The organism is Nonomuraea guangzhouensis, assembly GCF_019396345.1.
In the GTDB taxonomy this organism is placed as follows: domain Bacteria; phylum Actinomycetota; class Actinomycetes; order Streptosporangiales; family Streptosporangiaceae; genus Nonomuraea; species Nonomuraea guangzhouensis.
On record NZ_JAHKRM010000005.1, the window covers coordinates 378,816 to 398,930 of the forward strand.

20 protein-coding genes and 3 pseudogenes are annotated in these 20,115 nt (G+C 67.1%); 12 read left to right on the forward strand and 11 right to left on the reverse strand.

What is annotated here, in order from left to right:
- Positions 1–20: 20 nt before the first annotated feature.
- The 4 genes and pseudogenes from KME78_RS12475 (at position 21) to KME78_RS12490 (ending at position 2,742) form a co-directional block, all read left to right on the forward strand.
- Complete coding sequence (locus KME78_RS12475) at positions 21–1,268, forward strand: NAD-dependent epimerase/dehydratase family protein (protein WP_308126914.1); 1,248 nt, start codon at positions 21–23, stop codon at positions 1,266–1,268.
- Between the two features lie 72 nt (positions 1,269–1,340).
- A pseudogene (locus KME78_RS12480) lies at positions 1,341–1,604 on the forward strand (NADPH-dependent F420 reductase); the annotation flags it as partial.
- Positions 1,605–1,828: 224 nt separating this feature from the next.
- Positions 1,829–2,086 carry a putative endonuclease domain-containing protein gene (locus KME78_RS12485; RefSeq protein ID WP_219529093.1) on the forward strand — a complete coding sequence of 86 codons (258 nt, stop codon included), beginning with the start codon at positions 1,829–1,831 and terminating at the stop codon, positions 2,084–2,086.
- A gap of 128 nt (positions 2,087–2,214) precedes the next feature.
- Complete coding sequence (locus KME78_RS12490) at positions 2,215–2,742, forward strand: hypothetical protein (protein WP_219528988.1); 528 nt, start codon at positions 2,215–2,217, stop codon at positions 2,740–2,742.
- A gap of 177 nt (positions 2,743–2,919) precedes the next feature.
- On the opposite strand, the gene KME78_RS12495 is transcribed toward KME78_RS12490, so the two are convergent.
- The 3 genes from KME78_RS12495 to KME78_RS12505 all read right to left on the reverse strand — a co-directional run bounded on the left by KME78_RS12495 (position 2,920) and on the right by KME78_RS12505 (position 8,305).
- A complete protein-coding gene (locus KME78_RS12495; RefSeq protein WP_219528989.1) occupies positions 2,920–3,291 on the reverse strand; it encodes a hypothetical protein in 372 nt (123 codons plus the stop codon).
- 72 nt (positions 3,292–3,363) lie between these two features.
- The gene (locus KME78_RS12500) at positions 3,364–6,543 is read right to left on the reverse strand and encodes a DEAD/DEAH box helicase (protein ID WP_219528990.1); all 3,180 of its coding nucleotides are present in this window, start codon (positions 6,541–6,543) and stop codon (positions 3,364–3,366) included.
- Positions 6,544–7,078: 535 nt separating this feature from the next.
- Positions 7,079–8,305, reverse strand: coding sequence for an exonuclease domain-containing protein (locus tag KME78_RS12505; RefSeq protein ID WP_219528991.1), 1,227 nt, complete (start codon positions 8,303–8,305; stop codon positions 7,079–7,081).
- Between the two features lie 245 nt (positions 8,306–8,550).
- Here KME78_RS12505 and KME78_RS12510 point away from each other — a divergent pair, with 245 nt between their 5' ends.
- Together KME78_RS12510 and KME78_RS12515 are read left to right on the forward strand one after the other, a co-directional pair.
- Entirely contained in the window at positions 8,551–8,919 is a 369-nt protein-coding gene (locus tag KME78_RS12510; protein ID WP_219528992.1) for a hypothetical protein, read from the forward strand.
- Positions 8,916–9,542 (forward strand): hypothetical protein, encoded by a 627-nt coding sequence (locus KME78_RS12515; protein ID WP_219528993.1) that lies wholly within the window; start codon positions 8,916–8,918, stop codon positions 9,540–9,542. The genes KME78_RS12510 and KME78_RS12515 overlap by 4 nt, the downstream gene beginning before the upstream one ends.
- Here KME78_RS12515 and KME78_RS12520 read toward each other — a convergent pair.
- From KME78_RS12520 to KME78_RS67900, 4 genes and pseudogenes are all read right to left on the reverse strand, one after another.
- Positions 9,517–10,704, reverse strand: coding sequence for a hypothetical protein (locus KME78_RS12520; protein ID WP_219528994.1), 1,188 nt, complete (start codon positions 10,702–10,704; stop codon positions 9,517–9,519). The two genes, KME78_RS12515 and KME78_RS12520, sit on opposite strands and share 26 nt — an antisense overlap.
- 28 nt (positions 10,705–10,732) lie before the next feature.
- Complete coding sequence (locus KME78_RS12525) at positions 10,733–11,788, reverse strand: ImmA/IrrE family metallo-endopeptidase (protein WP_219528995.1); 1,056 nt, start codon at positions 11,786–11,788, stop codon at positions 10,733–10,735.
- Positions 11,789–12,067: 279 nt separating this feature from the next.
- A pseudogene (locus tag KME78_RS68420) lies at positions 12,068–12,236 on the reverse strand (helix-turn-helix domain-containing protein); the annotation flags it as partial.
- Positions 12,237–12,506: 270 nt separating this feature from the next.
- Positions 12,507–12,704 carry a universal stress protein gene (locus KME78_RS67900; RefSeq protein ID WP_372454900.1) on the reverse strand — a complete coding sequence of 66 codons (198 nt, stop codon included), beginning with the start codon at positions 12,702–12,704 and terminating at the stop codon, positions 12,507–12,509.
- Between the two features lie 156 nt (positions 12,705–12,860).
- On the opposite strand from KME78_RS67900, the gene KME78_RS67905 reads away from it, so the two are divergent.
- The 5 genes from KME78_RS67905 to KME78_RS64185 all read left to right on the forward strand — a co-directional run bounded on the left by KME78_RS67905 (position 12,861) and on the right by KME78_RS64185 (position 16,042).
- Positions 12,861–13,139 (forward strand): pyridoxamine 5'-phosphate oxidase family protein, encoded by a 279-nt coding sequence (locus KME78_RS67905; protein ID WP_372454908.1) that lies wholly within the window; start codon positions 12,861–12,863, stop codon positions 13,137–13,139.
- 162 nt (positions 13,140–13,301) lie between these two features.
- Positions 13,302–13,523, forward strand: coding sequence for a hypothetical protein (locus KME78_RS12540; protein ID WP_219528998.1), 222 nt, complete (start codon positions 13,302–13,304; stop codon positions 13,521–13,523).
- Entirely contained in the window at positions 13,523–13,864 is a 342-nt protein-coding gene (locus tag KME78_RS12545; protein WP_219528999.1) for an ArsR/SmtB family transcription factor, read from the forward strand. Before KME78_RS12540 ends, KME78_RS12545 begins: the two co-directional genes overlap by 1 nt.
- Positions 13,865–13,932: 68 nt before the next feature.
- Entirely contained in the window at positions 13,933–15,591 is a 1,659-nt protein-coding gene (locus KME78_RS12550; RefSeq protein WP_219529087.1) for a SulP family inorganic anion transporter, read from the forward strand.
- A gap of 244 nt (positions 15,592–15,835) precedes the next feature.
- Positions 15,836–16,042 carry a hypothetical protein gene (locus tag KME78_RS64185; RefSeq protein ID WP_246651022.1) on the forward strand — a complete coding sequence of 69 codons (207 nt, stop codon included), beginning with the start codon at positions 15,836–15,838 and terminating at the stop codon, positions 16,040–16,042.
- Positions 16,043–16,053: 11 nt separating this feature from the next.
- Here KME78_RS64185 and KME78_RS64190 read toward each other — a convergent pair.
- A pseudogene (locus KME78_RS64190) lies at positions 16,054–16,152 on the reverse strand (hypothetical protein); the annotation flags it as partial.
- 92 nt (positions 16,153–16,244) lie between these two features.
- On the opposite strand from KME78_RS64190, the gene KME78_RS66095 reads away from it, so the two are divergent.
- A complete protein-coding gene (locus KME78_RS66095; RefSeq protein ID WP_281428698.1) occupies positions 16,245–16,373 on the forward strand; it encodes a hypothetical protein in 129 nt (42 codons plus the stop codon).
- A 478-nt stretch (positions 16,374–16,851) separates the two neighbouring features.
- Here KME78_RS66095 and ctaD read toward each other — a convergent pair whose 3' ends face one another.
- The 3 genes from ctaD to KME78_RS12570 all read right to left on the reverse strand — a co-directional run bounded on the left by ctaD (position 16,852) and on the right by KME78_RS12570 (position 19,984).
- Positions 16,852–18,492, reverse strand: coding sequence for an aa3-type cytochrome oxidase subunit I (ctaD, locus tag KME78_RS12560; RefSeq protein WP_219529000.1), 1,641 nt, complete (start codon positions 18,490–18,492; stop codon positions 16,852–16,854).
- Between the two features lie 5 nt (positions 18,493–18,497).
- Positions 18,498–19,175: a hemerythrin domain-containing protein gene (locus KME78_RS12565; protein WP_219529001.1), complete on the reverse strand. Its 678-nt coding sequence runs from the start codon at positions 19,173–19,175 to the stop codon at positions 18,498–18,500.
- A gap of 293 nt (positions 19,176–19,468) precedes the next feature.
- The gene (locus tag KME78_RS12570) at positions 19,469–19,984 is read right to left on the reverse strand and encodes a MarR family winged helix-turn-helix transcriptional regulator (RefSeq protein ID WP_219529002.1); all 516 of its coding nucleotides are present in this window, start codon (positions 19,982–19,984) and stop codon (positions 19,469–19,471) included.
- Positions 19,985–20,115 lie beyond the last annotated feature (131 nt).

The window sequence follows — 20,115 nt, forward strand, 5'->3', positions numbered from 1 at the left end:
CCCCCGCCGGCGCGCACGTCGTGAAGGCGTTCAACACCGTCTTCGGTCACATGCTGGCGCAGGGCAACCCGCTGGACGTGCTCATCACCGGCGACGACGCCGAGGCCAAGGCGACTATGGCGGCATTCATCAAGAGCCTCGGGCTGCGGCCGATGGACACCGGCCCCCTGGGAATGGCGCGCTGGCTGGAGGGAACGGGCCTGGTGATGATCGGCCTGGGCCGCTACGGCGCGGGGAGCTTCAACTTCACCCTTGGCGTCAGCACTCTGCCTGAGCGCGCCCGCACCACCACTTCTCGCGCCACATCAATCACAAGGACCAGTAGCATGCGCGTTTTCGTCACTGGCGGGACCGGCCATTCCGGTTCGTACATCATCCCCGAGCTCATCGCCGCCGGGCACGAGGTCACCGGCCTGGCCCGGTCGGACACGGCCGCGGCGGCGCTGTCCGCGCTCGGCGCGAAGGTGCGCCGCGGCGACCTCCAGGATCTCGACGGGCTCAAGGAAGCGGCCACGGACTCCGACGGCATCATCCACGTCGCGCACCGGCAAGACCTGCTTTTCTCCGGCGGGATCCACGCCGTGGCCGCCGCCGAGCTCCCGATCATGCTCGCCTACGGCGAGGCACTGGCGGGAACCGGAAAGCCGCTGGTCGCGACGGGGAGCATCGGCTCGCCCGGGCAGGGATTCCTGGGCCGGACGGCCACCGAGGAGGACCCGGCCCTTCCCAGTGGCGATGAGCACAAGGGCACCCTGCGGGCTCGTAACGTCGTGGAAACCGCCGTAGTCGGCCTCGCCGAGCAGGGCGTGCGGTCTTCGGTCGTGCGGATCGCCAACATCGCGCACAGCACGACCGATCGTGCCGGCTTCCTCCCGACGCTGATCGCGCTCGCGAAGGAGAAGGGCTTCATCGGCTACCCCGGAGACGGCGCGAACCTGTGGAACGCCGTGCACATCCGCGATGTTGCCTCCTTGTTCCGCCTGGCGCTGGAGAAGGGCCCGGCCGGCAAATACTGGCACGCGGTCGACGACGGGGGCATCCCGTTCCGCGAGATCGCCGAGGCCATCGGCAGCCGCCTGGGCCTGCCCGCCGTGAGCGTTCCCGTCGACGAACTGGTGCTGCCGGGATACTTCGGGTTCCTCGCGAACATCGTCACGCAGAGCTACCCGGCGTCCAACCTCGTCACCCGCCGGACCCTCGGCTGGGAACCCGCTCAGCCCCGCCTGCTCGCCGATTTGGACAACGGCCATTACTTCCCCGCCAGCTGATGGCAGGGACCCGAATCGCAACGGGTCCGGCGAATGGCAAGGATACGGCTCTTCTAAAGGGACGCTGAGGATATGACGACTGTGGGATTCATCGGAAGCGGATACATCGGCAGTACCATCGCGCGGCTCGCCATCGAGGCCGGGCACCAGGTCGTGCTCAGCAACTCGCGCGGTCCCGAAACGCTCGCGGACACGGCCGCGGAACTGGGCCCGCGGGCGTCCGCGGCGACGAGCGGGGAGGCCGCGGCGACCGGTGACATCGTCGTGGTCACGGTGCCGGTCAAGGCGTTCCCCAACTTGCCCGCCGTTCCACTGGCCGGGAAGACGGTCATCGACACGTGCAACTACGGCCCCGAGCGTGACGGGCACATCCCCGGGATCAGCGGCTGGGCAGCTGCCTGCCAGCCAAATCACCTGCCCAACGCAACCTGTGGGAGCTCTACCACGAGATCCACGGCCCGGCCATCCAGGGGCTGCCCGCGCTTCTCCCGGAGATCTGGCTGCACTGGGATGCCAAAACCGTCGAGCAGCGAGGACGGGACGCGCTCCTGCGTCTACGGATGGACTTTCTGCTGCTCATGCCCCACAACTGCCGGGTGGTGCTCGAGGTCGACGGGTCCCACCACTTCGCCACCGCAAACCGCCCCGACCGCCACAAATACGCCGCCCAGATGCGCGGCGACCGCGACCTCAAGCTCGCCGGGTATAAGGTGTTCAAATTCGGCACCGCCGAGCTCGAGAACCGCACCGCTGCCAGCCCGCTCCTCGAGGAGTTCTTCACCGACTTGTTCCAGCGGTTCCACGTGCACGCTGTCTAATCTCGTCCCTTCTGGCACTTGGGGAGGCTGGTAGCGTGATTCGCGTTGTACGCCGAACATTTGCACCGAGCCTAAATACGTGCGGCAGCCACCCGCCAGGGAGGATGGTGGTCCCTACGACGGCCAATGTGAGACTCGCCGACTTCGCGGACTTGGCGGTGTCGTGCCGCGAGAATCTCCTTCGCTTCGAAAGGTTCCGTACGAATGCCATGGTCAGCTCGCTACAGTGGCCGGACGACGTCGTTGAGCAGTTTCTCTACGACCACGGAGATAATGATGCGTTTCTGCGCGACTACGGGGATATTGATCTCTCCAGGGTGCAATGGGATGTCGAGATAGTTCCAGTCGGCGAACTCGTCGAGATGCCGACGGGAGCATCTGATAGCGGCTGCATCGAGGAGTATGCCGCCGATCCAGATCACTGGGTCCGGGTGCGTAATCGCGGAATCCACATGGGTGTCGCTCAATGCTGGGAAGCACATGGGACATGGAAGCGCTGGCCGATTCTGATCGACCGAGGACTGCTCGATCTGCCTGGAAGTGGCCTCCAAATCGTGGAGGGTAGGACACGTATTGGTGTATTGAGAGGTCGCCATCGCCAAGAAGCTTTTGTTGCAGAGCGGCACCTGGCGTGGGTCGGGCGTTCGCTAGCGTGAACAGCACGATGTTCCCCGTTCGGGCGAGCCGAGCGGCGGACCGTACACATCACGGCGGTACCGACGCGGCTCTTGACTGCGGTGTCACCCGGCTCACCGCACTTGCGGTATCGCAGATATGCCGTCGCAGCCGCCTTGGGTGAGGTCTTGGTGCCGGACGCGCAGGTTGCGTACAGCTCAACTCATGTCGGCGCAGTCTGAACGAGAGGTCAGACGCGCGGCGCGCGCTTGTGCGATCTGTTCGGTCTGCGCCGTGATCCGTTCCCGGGTCCGGCGGACGCGTGCCTCGGCTCGGGCGGCGCCTGTTGGATCGTCTCGATAGCGCTCATCCCAGAGCTGTTGGACCATCCGATGCGCTTCCTCTGCTTGACGGCGGCGTTCGGTCAGCACGGCATCCGCTGTTCCTGGACCACACAGACGGTCGACGACCTCCCGAAGTTCCTGCCGGGTCATCGGGCGCAACGCTTCTGTGAGGTGGTCCTGGAGGGCCTTTCTCTCCACTTCCAGGGACAGCTCTCGTGCCTGGTCGTGAGACCGCTCAATCGTCATTCGGTCAGCCTATGCTCGCTCCGTGTGATCAACACAGGTTCCTATCCATCGGCGCACGGGCTCTCGGGGTGCCTATGCGTGCACGATCACGTGCAGAACACTGTTGGCCGTGTCCATCGCGTAGACCTCGGCGCAGGCCAAGAGGTGAAGCTGGTCGTTGGACACGCGAGCCTTCGATACCCCCGGCTGCACGATGGTGATGGTGAACTTCGGCTGGAGGAGCGACGCTTGCTGAGCCAGGTCGTGCAGGGTGCGATCAGTCCCCTTCTCCAGCCCGGACCGTCCCTGCTTGCGGCGGTGGCCTTCCCTGCGGACGAGGTTGTGGAACAGGCGCGCGGGCCGATGCCGCCATTTCGTGGACTTGTGCACCTGGCCGCAGACCTCGTAGAGGTCGGCCACACGGGCGCCCGGTGCACCGTGGGCGTACTTGCAGTGGACAAGGTTCACGTGCAGGTACCCATCCTCGACGCGGGCAGCGACGATGTCGGCCACCTCGCCGGCGCCGTCGTCGTCGATGACGAGATCCCAATCGGCCTGAATGAGCAGGTGCTGAATGGTCCTGGCCTGGATCGAGGTCGGGTCGCGGTCGGCACCTTGGGATTCCTTGCTGAGGTTGATGCCGGACCAGTCGATGATCTGCAGACGTTCCGGGCTGAAGGGCGGAACCGTATCCCCGGCCGGACGGATGAGCAGCATGTCCGGCTCCAGGATCGCTTCGTCCTCGAACATGATCCGCAGGCCCTGCTGATGCAGGAAGTCGCTGAAAGGCATGACTTTGCGTCCGGTGAAGATCATCGGCTCAGTGCTGTCACAGGTGAAGGCGATCTGACCGTCGGCGATCACGATCTGGTAGCCGACGCTCCAGCACGGGGTGCTCACCGTAAAGCCGATGGCGCCATCGCTGGTGAAAGTGGTGACGGTGAGGTCGGCGTCGATCAGCGGCCAGCTGAAGGCGTCCAGCTTGATGGTGATGCTCTCGCCGGCCTCCAGGAAAAACTGCGTCGGCCACTCCAGCGTCAGCGGCACAAGTTTGGGCCGGTCGTGCACTTCTTCGGGAATGATGAACCCCTTGAGGATCTCCACCGGATCAAGGGTTGCGTCGGTGAGCTTGGCACCGACGTCGTCACACCAGTCGACCCAGTGCTTGAGTGTTGGAGCGGCACCATAGTTCCAGACCCGCCCCTTCAGCGACGCACCGACGTTGACGCGTTCGCCACCCTCAAAGCCGCTGACAAAGATGTTGGTCTGGCTCTTGTTGCGTTTTTCCGCCTCGGGGTAATCGAGGAGCACGTCGGCCCCGACCGCGAGCTGGAACCGGCGGCTGCGGTTACGGGCATCCAGCGTCCCGACATTGGTCGGCACGCACCGTCTGATCTTCGCCATGATGCGGTAGACGACCGGTCCCTTGATCAGAGCAGCGTCCTCGCCGGCCACCGCCTGCGCCAGTTCTGGGTGCACACTCTCGGTGTTGGAGCTGTTGATGTAGAGCAAGCCGTGTGCGCGATCCCAGTACAGCACGTACAGGTCATGGGAGATGTCCTCCAGGCTCCGCACCGTTCCCCACGCCACGGGTCTGCGCTCCTCGGCCACCAGCCAGGCGATCAGGTCGCGTTCGTTCACGGCGACCGGATCGGTCAGCAGCCGATCACCGAAAAACGGAGCCAACGCCTCGGGCGCCCACCGCAGGGCGCTGGTCCGGTACACCACGGTGCTCATCCGAGGCGCGAGGTTGCGTAGCGAGATCTCTTCGGGCAAGAAGGCGAACGCCTCCTCGAACTCGGTCAGATCCTCCTGCTCGCCGACGGCGCGCGCGGAGAGGACCTCGATGATGTCGTTCCAGTCGGCGTCCTCGGCGTACAGCTTCTTCAGATTCTCGTCGAACTGGGGCTCGGTCCTGTTGACGACAACGGTCGCCTGCCCGATGGATGCTCCGGACACACGGGCGAACCTGCCGATGAACTGCAGTGTGATCCCGATGCTCTTGTGCTGATCGTGAATCGCGGCCACCTTGAGGGCCGGCAAGTCGAAACCCTCGCCGAGCATGTCGACGCACACAACGATCTTGCTGGTGCGCGCATGTAGCCCTTCCAGGGCCAGACGGTTGTCCTTTTTCCGGCCCTTGCTGTGCAGGATGACCGGGTTCAAATCGGGCGCGAGTTCTTGATAGAGCGGCAGGACGTCGTCGATGGCGCGGCCGATCCGTTTGACGCGGGCCATCAGGATATGGTCATGGCCGGCCGCCAGGTCCGCGCGGAGCAACTCGACGGCCCGCTCGGCCACGGCCCGGTCCGGATCGAACAGATCGACCACCGGCGCATATGTGATCTTCGAGAAATAGCCTTGGCGGCGTGCTTCCTTGAGGGAGAGCCCGAACACGACCCGGCCGCCCAGATCTGCGCCGTCACTACGGAACGGGGTGGCGGTGAACTGGACAATGTGCTTACCGGCGAATTGATCGCGGATGTGGCGCCATGTCGGCGCCGCCACATGATGTGCTTCATCGATGAACATATGGCTGCACGCGTCCATGAGCGCGTCCCGCGCCTGCGGCGAGAAGTGCTGAAGCACCGACGTGGTGGCCACGATCACGTTGCAATGCTCGGCGAATCGGCGAGCCAGTTCCGGATCCTGCATGCCACGCTTGACCCGCCCGACGATGGGCCGCAGCACTGCGGCGGTGACGACACCGAGGGCTCGCAGCAATCCCAGTCGCTCGAACTTGCCGGCGATTTGGTCGCGTAGCGCATCGGAGGGGACGATCACCAGCAGCCGGTGCACTCGTCCGGCCACCAGCAGCGCGACCATCGTCTCGGTCTTGCCCGTCCCCGTTGGCATGACGACGGTGGCCGGCTGCATACGCCGCGATGCCCAGTGGCCCAAAACCGCGTGCACAGCCCCGAGTTGCGGCTCGCGCAACCCCTGCAGGTTGCTCGCCGGATCTTCTTGCCGGAATCGGAAGGCGTCCTCGAATGACGCCACGACCTTGCTGAGATTGACGTCGCCCGCCATCTCCCATGTAGGGGGCTTCAGCGCCTGGGCTGCGGTACGGCTTTGGCCTGAAACTCTCAGTACGGGATCCGAGCCGTCGTGAGTCTCTCCCTGAAAGAGGATGCGCCAGATGCCCGTGGAGGTCTCCGCCCACGGGTATCCCTCCCGGTCGACCAGGTCCGCAGAGCCTCCGAGAGTCACCAGGCGTCGGGCCGTGTTGCCGCCGATATCACCATGCACGAACCACAGGTCGGAAAGTTTCATTCTTGGGAGGCTCCACGTAAACTTTTTCCGCTATAGGCGGCGATCTTTGCGAATGTCGGGAGGACTCTATCAAGGGCCATGCCATTTCTGGCGGCATAAACTGCAGATCAGCGCCCGACTATTCGCCCCTCGCGTGGTAAGAGTCGAAATATTGTGGTTCGTAGCGTTTCAAGTGATTGTTGCTCGTGGCCATCGAGCAGGGCGGTATTGCTCTCTTCTCACGTGTATGCACGATCCTGCGGGACATGGAGATTGGCGAACGTGTGGACATGCTGCCCGATGGACCCGATCTCCTGCGTAGGACGGCGCTCAACGTTGGCTGGTTCTACGGGAGGTCGTCTCTTGCTGACGTTGTGCTCCGAGCAGCTTCTGTCGGCCTTGAGATAATCCAGAGGCGGAGCCTCGTTCCCATGCTTCAGCGATGTCGCTCGGGCGAGGGATGCTGCCGGTTTCCCGGCGTGCCTGCCGGCGTTGCCGTGGCAGATCTTGTGCGCCAGCCGGTGCCCGGACTCCTGGATCAACGTGGCGCGGCCTGCTAGCGATCGGCTGCAGCGCTCATCCGGGCGAAGGCGTCCGGTGTCACGATGGGGATGTCGTAGGCGCGGGCCTTGCGCGCCTTCCCCGACATGGTGTCGGGATCTGCGGCGACCAGCAGCCGGACCTGCTTGGTGACGTTGGAGTGTGCGGCGTAGCCGGCCTGGCGGGCTCGTTCTTCCCACAGTTCGCGGCCGCCTGCCATGTCCCCGGTGAACACGACGAGATCACCCGGCTGCAGGCGGAAGCCGCCGACGGCAAGGTGCTGAGGCGGGGCGGCAGCGGCCAGGGCTTGCTCAACTGCAGCGGGCGGCAGGCCGAGCAGGGCGGCGACGAGGTCGAGTTCGTGGCGTTCCGCAGGTGTGACGCCGTCCGCATTGGCCGCGTGAGCCAGGGCGTTCAGGTAGTCGTGGTGCAGACGGAGCGCGTCGGCGCGGCTGAGGTCCAACCGTGCGGCCAGGGCGATCAGCGTGTCGGCCTCGGTCGCCGAGATGTGATGGTCCAGGAGTACCTGGTCGAGCAGAGCGAAGTACGGGTCGGCCCGGACGGTGTCGGACGCCCGCGGCAGGCGGTCCAGCAGCCGGGCCAGGAAGTGGTTGTCGCGCTCGCCCGACGCGCCCCGCCGTACCGGAGTGGCGGCGCTGCGGGGAATGACTGGCCAGGCGAGTCCGGCGGCGGCCGTGAGACATGCAGTCCACGGCGAGGTTGGGTGGGAGATCCTGAGGTAGTGGCGCAGGAGCGCGGCGGCGGCGCGGGCGTCGATGAGCGCGTCGTGGTGGTTGTCGAGCGAGATGTCGGCGACCGCGCAGCAGCCGGCGAGTGTGCGTGGGGCGGCGGGCAGGAAGCGGATGGCCTCGGTCATCGTGCAGATGCCGATGGGACTCAGGTCGGGGATCGGCGTGCCGGCCCGCGCGTACTCGTCGTGCAGGAAGCCCAGGTCGAAGCGGAGGTTGTGGGCTACGGGCACCCGGCCGCGCAGCAGCTCGGTGAGCGCCCCGGCGATGTCCTTGAAGCCGGGGGCGTGCCGGACGTCGGCGGCGCTGATCCCATGGATGTGTTGCGGCCCCAGGTCTCGTTGGGGGTTGACCAGGGTGCTCCACTCTCCGGTGATCCGCCCGAGCGGGTCGAGCAGGACGACGGCGACCTCGATGACCCGGTCGTGCCATGATGGCCGCAGTCCCGTGGTCTCCAGGTCGATGACGGCGTAACCGTGCTGGCTGCTGTCCATCTGATGCCCCCTTTTCGTGCCCTGTAGGGACCATCGCGGGTGGGATCTCTGCGGTTTCGGGCCGCGTACGCATTGTGATGGGTTCGTGACAGAGGAGTCGCAGGCGACGGGTGGAGGCGTATGCTCGGGCGTCGTCACGCCGACTGGGCCCGGTTGTGCCGGGGCGAGGTAGCTGGTGAGGGTCGCAAGCAGGCAACACACCATCTGCCATGGATTACGGATTCGTTAATCACTAAGGTGAAGGGGTGCGTGGAGCGGACCTGGATGACATCCGTGCGGTCTCTGCCTGCATGTTCGGCAACCGGTATCGGCTGGAGGTGCTGGAGGCGTTCGCCAGCGCACCGGATGGTCAGGTGAATCTCGGGAGGCTGGCCATCCGGCAAGGCGTGCAATCGGCGGTGTACTACCCCGTGGTGCGCGATCTGCTGGCCCTGCGGATGGTGACCAGGGTGACGGAGGTTGGGCGGGACCGGCGGCGCTGGTATCGCCGCGCAGGCGGCGATGCCCTTTGGGAGCCTCTGGGGCGGTTGGTCGCGGGCCTGCGGGGGCATTACGACCTGATCACGGGGACGGAAATGAACGCTATGGGCGAGCAGAAGAGGGTGAAGACGTGACCGGCGCCGCAGAGGCTTTTCCTCAGGCCCTCGCCGACGCGCCGGAGTTCACCCTGAACCGGGGTTCATGTTCACGCGTGGTGCTGCAGGGCACCTCGCTCTTGCTGCACTATGAGCCGAACCAGATCGAGATCGAACGGCGGCGGCGCACCGGCCCAGCGGCCATCACCGCGCCGGACGCGCTGCGAGTGCTGCTGGATCTGCCGGTGAATGCGCCACTGCCGCTGTCGGCCGTCGAACGGGCGGCTTCCGATGCCCTGCGCCGACTCCCGAGCGGCGCGATACGCATGGACCAGGGCTGCGTGACCCGCCTGGCGGTTCCCCCGATCGAGGCATGCTTGGCGGTCGTGCCGGCCCGATCGTGGCGCGTGGGCCTGGAGCGGGCGGGCCGGTTCGCGCCGTTCTGTTCACGCGCGATGCTGCTTCCCGCGCCGCCGCGTGATCTCCATGCGCTGCGGATGGAAGCCGACTTCTATGGCATCGGCGTGATCATTGACGCCGACGGCGAATCGCATGTGATCGTCCCGCCGACGCCCTTCGAACTCCGCAGATTCACCGCCGCGAGCTGGCTGTTCTTGGAGGAGGCGTACCAGCAGATCAATCTGCTGCCGGCGAGGGTGTAATGGCCCGATTGTCGATGCTGAGTGGCAGGCTGGCCCACTTCTCCAGCGGCCTGGGCGGCTTGAAGTGGTTGGGCTGCTTGATGCGGGTGTTCTCCATGGCGTGCGCGTTCACGGCCTGCTTACAGCGGGCGCGCCACCAGATCTGCCGGTCGGCCAGCGTGGGCTGCTCCAGTAGATCGGGTAGCCAGGCGTTCCAGGTGGCGCCGTTGTGCGCGTGCGCGGCCGCCTTCACCGGGTTCGTGAGGCCGAGAAAATCGTCCAGCGGCCTGCCCTGGCAGCGGCTGCAGGTGCAGCGGGGCGGGGCGGCGTTGGCATAGGAGTCGGCGATGAACTTGGCGCTGCTGAAGCGCAGCATGGCGGGGATCAGCACCGCGGGGTAATTCGCTCCGCCGCCGGAGGTCTCGGCGCGTTCCCCGGCGGGGACGAGGTGCCGCAGCGAGCCGCCCGCGCCGATGCCGGCGAAGCCGGCGCCATGGGCGAGGGCGTCGAACCCGGCCAGGTCCGTACGCCACAGCCCGGTGCCCGGTACGTCGGCCAGCAGCTGTCGAAGCTGCTGAGGGGCGGCCGCGAACTGCTGGAGCGGGTCACGCTGCCCGCCGAGGATCAGCGCGACCGGGTGCTCTATCGCGCGGATCGCGGCCACCAGGGTGGCACGCGCCTCCGGCCGCAGCCACCCGATCGAGACGGGGAGCGTCACCACGACGTCGTCGCGCTGCAGCGCCCCAGCCGCCTTCACCACGGCCTTCAAGGCCGCGGGATCGCCGGCCTTGATATAGCGGGTCGGGGTGATGGCGAAGGACGCCCCGTTGTCGAGCTGCTCCTGAAGCGCGCCGTCCAGGTCGCCGCCGAACAGGGCATCCTGCGGCAGACAGAACGGCGCGTCGGTGGTGGCGACCTCCTTCTCGTAGGCGGCGCAGTCTTCGGCCAGCACTCCGGAAAAGGCTCGCCGCAGCGCGTGCAGCCGCGCCGAGCAGCCGGTACCGCACACCACCAGGCCGCCGTGATCGGGATGAAGGTAGCCGGGCGCTTCGAGCAGCAGGTTGGCGCGCTCCAAGGTCAGGGCGCGCTGCGTGATGGCGCGCCCGGCCCTACCGCGGTCGGGCGGCGAGGTGAGCAGGGAACTCGCCCCGGTACGGGCTGGTGCGCTGGTGCGGTCGTCCATGTGCTCACCTCGTGAGACGTAACCGGTGTCAGGCGGGGTCGTGCGCGGGAGATCCGGGGTGGGGCAGCAACAAGCGGGTGAACTCCTCAGCAAGCAGCCCCGCGATCTCAGCGGCGCGGTCCAGTCCGTGCTGAGCAATGAGTCGTTGCGCCGCGGCGGGCACGGCCTGCGGGAGCTCACGTGGGATTTCGCCGGGTTCTTGGGACCGGTAGCCGAGCGTGGACATCTCGATCATCAGGTTGCGGTACTGCCATTCGCTGATGGCGGCCAGGGTGAGCGCCTTACGGGCCAAGGCGGCCATCGACACACCCCATCGTCGCTTCAGCATCTGCAGACGCGGCAGGTCCAAGCCTGCGCTCAACTCGCCGCCGATGTCCGCGGCGGGCATCAGGAACTCGCTGGCGAACTCATCGGCCTGCCGCTCCTGCTGCGGGGTGGCGCCGGGCTCGGGGTGCATGATCACGTGCCCGAGCTCATGGGCGAGGCTGAACCGGAACCGGTCGGCCGGAGCGTGCGCGCCCAGCAGGAACAGCGGGCGCTCCGCGCCGTTCCACTGGCTGACCGCGTCCAGGTCACGGCTTTCGAGATCGCGTACGAGAATCAATCCGCCGGCCCCTTCGATCATTCCGACCAGGTGGGTGATCGGCCCGGCGGGAACCTCCCACAGCTTGCGCAGGGTCTGTGCCGCCTCGGTGGGGGTGTCGAGGTCGTTCACGGCGATGTGCTCGAAGCGGTGAAGGGTCGGATCGGCGGGCAGGGCCCGCAGGAGACGGTGGGTCTGCAGGCGGCCCAGGGCGAGCTGCGCGTGGATGCGGCGCAGCGCGTGGGCTCCCAGCGCGGCCTTCTTGCGGTGATGCACCAGCCCGATGCCGACCCCGGTCAGGTCGGCGTCCAGGCGAAGCAACGCCGACGGGTAGCCCAGCGCGCGGGCGTACACGGTTAGGCGATCTCCCTCGACGACCAGGCGGCCCGCTTCGGCCTTGCTCACATAGCCTTGGCTGATCGGCTCTCCCGCCAGGGCCGACATGGCGCGAGCCAGCGCGGTCTGGGTCATCCCGCGGGAGTCACGAGCCAGCGTCAGCATGCTTGCATGCGCCGTCTCCTGGGCCACACCACGCTCCGGATCTCGCCATCAACCGCTTTTCTATCCCTCAGATTACATCACCAAAATATTCCTCGCGTTGGAATGGCCTACCACGCTGTCGGATGGAGGCTCCCTCGCGGACTCGGTCGGCGATGTGGATGCGCTCGTTCTCGTTCAGGTACCGCGAGGAACGGAAAGGCGGCCTTTGCGGGCCGGCCGGGTGCTCGACCTGCTTCTGGTGGATCGGGGCTTTAGGCTTGAGGCCCTTGCCTGGCGAGTGATGACCGTTCCTCCATTTCTTGCCGGTCCGCAGGTTGATCCCCACCATCTGAGCCGCTTCGCGCGTACTGAAGCCCTGATCCATGAGCCGGAAGTATTCCTCCCGCTCACGGACCAGGGCTCGTGGTCCCTGCGGCTTCTCTGAACTCCCAGATCGATGCCGCGACATCACGAGAGGCCAGCTCAGCTACAGTCATGATCATCAGTGGGGGGTGGGGAGGTAGTCGCGCAGGGACAGACGTGGAAATCCACTGGGTCAGGTCACTAGCGGCGGGGGCTGAGGTCTCGAGGTTCTCCCGCCCATCGCCCGTCAGGTCGCCGGCCTTGCCGTGTCGCCGACCTTCCCCTGGCTCTCCGCTGTCTGGCGGAGTGCCTGATTCCGATTTCACGTATCGCGATCGGTTAGCTACTGATATGTAGGAGTGATGCGGCGCTGCGTTCAGAGGGGGGCGCGCCCGCATAGAGGCGTTCGGCCGCTAGCACTTGCAGCGGCCGGACGCCCCGCATTCCGTCTCGCACACCACCTCGGCAGCACGTGTGCCACGGTCAGCGGCGACTCTCGCAATGCCGCCTCCCCGGCTGCCCACCCGACGGCCTCAAACCCGGCACGCAAGCCGTCGACTCCGACCACGATCATGACGACTCCTTCCTTCCAGAACACCACCGACTGTCGCGGCGGCCTGGCGCCGAAGGTCCCTCAGATGAAGGACGTGCGGCCCTGAGAGGGCCTTGGAGGAACGAGGTCGCCACCCCGGGGGAACCGCTGTGCTGCTGTTACAAACTGCACCCCTCCATCGTCTTCCGCACCGCGTCGGGCGGCCCCATGGACCAGGACCTGCGTACCGGCCTGGAAGGCGTGGAGATCAAGGTCGGCTTCGAGGTGGACCGGATCGACGAGGCCCAGCGAGAGGGATGGAGCGTCCTCATCCAGGGCCCCGCCCACCACATCACCGCCGACGAACTGCCGGAGGTCACCGACGCCGGCGTCACCCCGTGGGCGGGCGGCGAGCAGCACCTCTACATCCGCATCACCCCGCACCGGGTCACCAGCCGCCGCATCCACAACCTCTGACCTTTCGCGAACTCCGCATCGAGATCACGTGGCGCCGCTGCGTCATCAGGCAGGCTTCTGTTTTCTTTTCTATCCCACCCGCAGATCCATGAATTGCGCATTTTCGCAATTTCGTACAGCATGGAGCTGGCTTTGTCGGTGATCGAGAACCAGGGGCGTGATGTGAGCGAGTCTTTTGCCGCCGCGGTCAGGCAACGACTACGTCTGGCGGACGCGGCGCTGCGGGCAGCCCGCGCCGAGGATGACGTCGACGCGCAGATGCTGGCCGAAGCGGAGTGGGAGGACGTGACGCACCTGGCCCGCTCACACGGGGTGCGTCTCGATGCCGACCCGGGCACCACCGACCCGGGCGGCTCCACAACAGGCCAGACGGCGGCCCAGTGATGTCGATGCCCCTGTATGAGGCCAAGGCCGAGCTGTTCAAGCTGCTGGGCCATCCAGTGCGGATCCGGGTGCTGGAGCTGTTGCAGGACGGGCCGATGCCGGTGCGGGACCTGTTGGCCGCCATCGAGGTGGAGGCGACGGGGCTGTCACAGCATTTGGCCGTGCTGCGCTGCTCGGCCATGGTCACCGCGCACCGTGATGGCTCGACCGTGACCTATGCCCTGTCCGGCGGGGATGTGGCCGAACTGCTGCGCGCGGCGCGCACGCTGTTGACGCACAAGCTCACCGGTCAGCATGAGCTGCTGAGCGAGTTGCTCAAGGCGGAGACCGGCGCCTCGTGACTTCCTTGTTCTCCTCGGGCTGGGCCCGTATCCGCGGTGTGCTGCCCGAAGGCGGGGAGCTGGCTGCGATGGGCCGTCGCCCGCGCCGTGACCTGCTGGCCGGGCTCACCGTGGCGATCGTGGCGCTGCCGCTGGCGCTGGGGTTCGGCATCTCCTCCGGTATGGGCGCCGAAGCCGGGCTGGCCACCGCGGTGGTCGCTGGGACGCTGGCGGCGTTGTTCGGCGGCTCGGGCCTGCAGGTGTCCGGCCCGACGGGGGCGATGACGGTGGTACTCGTGCCGATCATGCACGCTCATGGCGCCTCCGGCGTGCTGATGGTCGGGGTGCTGGCCGGGCTGCTGCTGATCGCGCTGGCGCTGGGCCGCGCCGGCAAGTACATGGCCCTGGTTCCGGCCCCGGTGGTGGAGGGCTTCACCATCGGCATCGCCTGTGTGATCGGCCTGCAGCAGATCCCTGCCGCCCTGGGGGTGGCGACTCCCGCGGGGGACAAGGTCACGGCTGTAGCCTGGCACGCTGTCCAGGACTTCCTCGCCCAGCCGCGCTGGTGGGCCCTGGGCATCGCTCTGACGGTGGCCGCGCTGATGCTGGTGGGCGCACGCTGGCGGCCCGCGCTGCCGTTCTCCCTGCTGGCCGTCGCCGCCGCCACCCTCGCCACCGAGCTGGCTGATCTGCCGGTGGCCCGGATCGGGCAGTTGCCCGCCGGGCTGCCCGCCCCCTCCCTGGCCTTCCTGGATCCGGCCGCGCTGAGCTCACTGCTGGCCCCGGCGGTCGCGGTCGCCGCCCTGGCGGCGCTGGAGTCGCTGCTTTCAGCCGCGGTCGCCGACGGCATGAGCGTCAACCACAAGCACGATCCCGACCGGGAGCTGTTCGGGCAGGGTCTGGCCAACCTCCTGACGCCGCTGTTCGGCGGTGTCCCGGCCACCGGGGCGATCGCCCGGACCGCGGTCAACGTCCGCTCGGGCGCCCAATCGCGGCTGGCCGCCCTGGCGCACGCGGGCATCCTGGCGGTGATCGTGTTCAGCGCGGCCGGCCTGGTCGCCCGGATCCCGCTGGCCGCGCTGGCCGGCGTGCTGCTGGCCACCTCGGTGCGGATGGTGGAAGTCGGCTCGGTCAAGGCCATGATCCGCTCCATCCGCGGCGACGCCGTCGTGCTGGCCCTGACCGCGCTCGCCACCCTCGCCCTCGACTTGGTCCAGGCCGTCATCCTCGGCTTGATCGTGGCCGGCGCGCTGGCGTTGCGCGCCATCGCCCGCGACGTCCGCCTGGACGCGATGCCGATTCACCCCGACCTGCCCGGCGACCACACCGAACAGGAGCACGCCCTGCTCGCCGAACACATCGTCGCCTACCGCCTGGACGGACCGCTGTTCTTCGCCGCGGCCCATCGCTTCCTGCTGGAGCTGTCCGAAGTCGCCACCGTCTCCGTGGTGATCTTGCGTATGTCCCGCGTCACCACCCTCGACGCCAGCGGCGCTCTGGTCCTCGGCGACGCCATCCAACGGCTACAGCGGCGTGGCGTCACCGTCTACATCTCCGGCATCCGCGACGGCCACCACCAGCCGCTGCACGCCCTCGGTGTCATCGCCCGCCTCGACCAAGCCGGCCATGTCTTCGCCACCACCCCTCAGGCCATCGCCGCAGCCCGCGACCGGCTCCAGCGAACCGGGGTCCTGCCCGCCTCCAGCCACACCAACACGGTCCCCGACGCCGCCATCACCCCCCGCTGAAGACCCGATCGCTCTCGGCCTGCCCAGCCATCGCATCCACACATCCAGTTCCCATCTCACCAGCGAGATGACGGGCTCAGGACGCGATTGCACCACGTCCACTCCGGTACGGAGTCCGATCCGTCGCGAACCGGCTGAGCAGATCGCACAGCACCGGGTGGGCAGGGCGGCTCCGAACGCCATCATCCAGCCTGGCGGCGGGATGGGAACCAGGGTGAGCAGGGTCCCAAGCGGTGGCACCAGTGTGACCGAACTCTGCAGGGCGGCCGTGGTCATCGGAGCGGTGAGCGTGCGCAGGGAGCGGACCGCCTGCTCCGCCTTCATCTCCTGGCTAACCCCGATGACCACGTTCACCGGCAGGATGGCGGGCACTCTCGGGCACGTCCCGAGCACCAGCAGCGTGACCAGCCCGGCGGCCAGTAACATGATCGATAGGGGATCAGTGAGCTGACGCCTGATCCTCACGGGCACGGACGGTTGTTTGGGCGCGGGAAGTTCGTTGAGCCCGTGCTCGGCCAGCAGGGTGCTGTACGCGAACGCCGTCAGCACATACCGGGCCATGGCGCTACGGATCTTCAGGTCCGAGCCTGAGGCGGGCCCGAAATGGTGGTGCCAGTCCAGCAGGCCGATGCCGCTGGTCGGGCCGTGCTGACTTGACCAGGTTGTTCTTCGTCATCTCGGGGTGTTCGGCCGTGCTGGCCCTGGGCCTGGGAGCCGACGCCCTCGCAGCTGCGGTCGGCGCCTTCACCGCTGGCCTGCTCGAGTACCTGATCAACCGGTGAGCCGGCGGAGTCGCCGACCGGGATGGCGCCGATCTGCTCTGAGGAGCCCGATGACGCAGAGGCAGCGTGCGCGCCGACCGAAACTGTCCGAGATCTGACGCAGGCTCCGGACGATCTGCGCTGCGGTCCGCTCCTGCCCGAGCTCGAGCATCTTGGTCGGGATACGCGGGTCGGCTTGCGGGCGGGATGAGCGCGTCGAACCCGTCGGTCCCGCCAGGTCCCGGATCCACGAGTTCCGTCGGGTGGTGGCCCGGGCGGACGGCTGTTCACGGCCAAGTGGGCGATGTGCCTCTGCACCTGGCGCAGCCGTTCGGCCACCCTTATGGCGCTCGGCTTGCGCCGGTTGTCGTGCCACTGTGTCGCCGAGTTGTTGAGCCAGGCTGGGCTTGTCGTGGACGCCCGACTGGTGCGCACACCCGTTGACCAGCATATCCATCAGGTCGTACGCGGGGGGCACGTCCGCGGGACCGTTCAGAGATCAGCTTGCGGACTCGTGTGGGTAGTGGAGGTCGAAGGCGGGGCGTTCGGATCGGATGCGTGGGAGGGCGGTGAAGTTGTGCCGCGGCGGCGGGCACGAGGTGGCCCACTCCAGCGAGTTGCCGAATCCCCAGGGGTCGTCCGGCAGTGCGCGGCGCGCGCCGCGTGCTGTGCGCCAGACGTTGTAGAGGAAGGGCAGGGTGGACGCCCCAAGCAGGAACGCGCCCGCTGATGATACGGCGTTGAGCGTGGTGAAGCCGTCGGCGGGGCTGTAGTCGGCGTAACGCCGGGGCATGCCGAGCGCGCCGAGCCAGTGCTGGATCAGGAAGGTGGTGTGGAAGCCGACGAACAGCGTCCAGAAGTGAATCTTTCCCCAGGTCTCGTTGAGTAGCCTGCCCGTCATCTTCGGCCACCAGAAGTAGAAGCCGGCGAACATCGCGAACACCACGGTGCCGAACACGACGTAATGGAAGTGTGCGACCACGAAGTAGCTGTCGGTGACGTGGAAGTCCAGCGGCGGCGAGGCCAGGATCACGCCGGTCAGTCCGCCGAACAGGAAGGTGATCAGGAAGCCGAGCGCGAACAGCATCGGGGTCTCGAAGCTGAGATGTCCCCGCCACATGGTGCCGGTCCAGTTGAAGAATTTCACCCCGGTGGGCACCGCGATGAGGAAGCTCATGAACGAGAAGAACGGCAGCAGCACCTGGCCCGTGCCGAACATGTGGTGCGCCCACACGGTCATCGATAGCCCGGCGATCGCGATCGTGGCCGACACCAGCCCGATGTAGCCGAACACGGGCTTGCGGCTGAAGACCGGGAGGACCTCGGTGATGATGCCGAAGAACGGCAGCGCGATGATGTAGACCTCGGGGTGGCCGAAGAACCAGAACAGGTGCTGCCAGAGCATCGCGCCGCCGTTGCTCGCGTCGTAGATGTGCGTGCCCAGTTTCCGGTCGGCTTCCAGGGCCAGCAGTGCGGCGGCGAGCACGGGGAAGGCCATCAGCACCATCATCGAGGTCAGCAGCACGTTCCAGGTGAAGATCGGCATCCGGAACATGGTCATGCCCGGCGCCCGCATGCCCACGATCGTGGTGATGAAGTTGACGGATCCCAGGATCGTGCCGAGACCGGCCAGGCTCAAGCCCATGATCCACAGGTCGCCGCCGATTCCCGGCGAGCTGATCGCGCTGGACAGGGGTGTGTAGGCGAACCAGCCGAAGGCTGCCGCGCCGCCGGGAGTAACGAACCCGCTGATCGCGATCAGTCCGCCGAACAGGAACAGCCAGTAGCTGACCGCGTTCAGGCGGGGGAAGGCCACGTCGGGTGCGCCGATCTGCAGCGGCATGATGACGTTGGTGAATCCGGCGAACAGCGGGGTGGCGAACAGCAGCAGCATGATGGTGCCGTGCATGGTGAAGAGCTGGTTGTACTGCCCGGCGCTGGCGAACTGCAGTCCCGGCTGGGTCAGCTCGGCCCGGATCACCATGGCCATGACCCCGCCGATCAGGAAGAAGCCGAAGGAGGTGATCAGGTACAGGTAGCCGATGATCTTGTGGTCCGTCGATGACAGCCATGACACCAGGAGCCGCCCCTTCGGGGTGCGAGTCCGGGCGGCAGAGGTGACGTGCTCGGTGACGGCCATGCGGATCACCTTTCGAGTCGGCGGGTGACGCGTACCCGCCACTGGTCCGGCCCGCAGGCCAGGTAGGCGAAGCCGTAGTCGTTGTCGCCGCTCGCCAGGGCGTCGCAGAGTTTGCCCGGGTCGGTGCGGGAACACAGGTCGAGGTGTTCACCGCGGGGCAGCCTGTGCAGCCGGTCGCCGATGGCATCGAGCAGCCGCTCGGCGGGCAGCGCGTCCAGGTCGATCGTGGGGCCTTCGGTGAGCGGATACCAACGGTGCGGGCAGGCGCCGAGGGCGGCGGTGGAGATCGTCGGCCTGCCAGGCGCGGTCAGGGTGGCCTGCTCGGTGGCGAGGTGGTTGTGAAGCTGGGTGAGCAGGTCGCGGACGGTGGTGGCGATCTGGGCGGGTGAGCGGGTGTCGCGCCCGCAGGCCGCGGCGGCGATGGTGTCCACGCAGGCGCGCAGCCGTGCGTGGTCGCGGGCCAGCCGGGACAGTTCGGGGGTGGCTTCGTGGGCGGGGAAGAGCAGTCGCTCTTCGTCGGTGAGCTGCCTGATGAGCTCCGCGCGCAGATAGCGGGCCAGCGCCGTCAGCTCCCGGCTGGGCCAGCGGTCTTGCGAGGCGATCTGCAGGACGATACGGGCTCGGTCGGTGATCTGGGCCAGGAGGTGAGTGTGTTCCGCGGTCAACGTGGTCTGCGTATCCATGGTCCCTTCCTTTGACCGGATCTGGGCGAGGCCGATGCCGTAACTCCCTGGACCGGTTCGCGTGCGCGGCCGTAGATGCGTTCGTCTGGATGAATGACCTGCTCTTTGCGGCCCGGTGGGGCCAGTCCATCTGGGTTCTTCCCCGCGCGTGCGTGGTCCACCATTCCTTGCGTGGCGATCATGGCCCTTACCGCTCGTCTTCCCTGAGACCTGGTGCGTCCTTCCTGTCCATGCCGTTCCTTTCCGTACCGTCAAAGGCGTGGCTTGTGCCGGCGACGATGCTTGGGTGCGCGCTAGATCAGCTCTCCGCCAAGATCCCCGCGGTGGTGTGGTGGAACGGCCTCGTTCCGGGTGGTGTCATGCGGGGACGGCGCGTCCGGCTGCGGGGCGCTGTCCCATGCCGGGGGGAGGATCGCGGTGTCCATGCGCCGCAGTTCGTCGCGGTGTAGCGCGACCAAGCGCGCCAGGATGCGCTCGCCTTGGGGGGTCAGCATCACCCGCACCGCCCGGCCGTCGCTGGGATGCGCGCCCCGGTGCACAAGGTCCTGTTTCTGCGCTCGGCTGATGAGTTCGACCACGCTGTGGTGGCGCAACAGCAGCCGGTCGGCGAGTTCCCGTACGCTCGCCCAGTCACGGCCGGGGAACCCTTTCAGAGCCAGCAGCAGCTGGTATTGCTGCGGGGTCAGGCCGGCAGAGCGCACCGCCTCCTCGCTGAAGCGCAGATAGGTGCGGAGCCCGAAACGGAACCGGGCCAGCGCCTCGAAGTCCTGCTTGGTCAGGGGCTCCGTTTGTACTACTTCGTCCTCCACGACCGTGCCGCCCCTCTCTCGGATCTCTCAAAATAATATCGCGATGCGATATAAGCGCACCTTGCCCATACGTGCGAGCCGCCCGCGGCGACGGGGTCGATGGACTGTAATTTATATCGTGCTACGATATA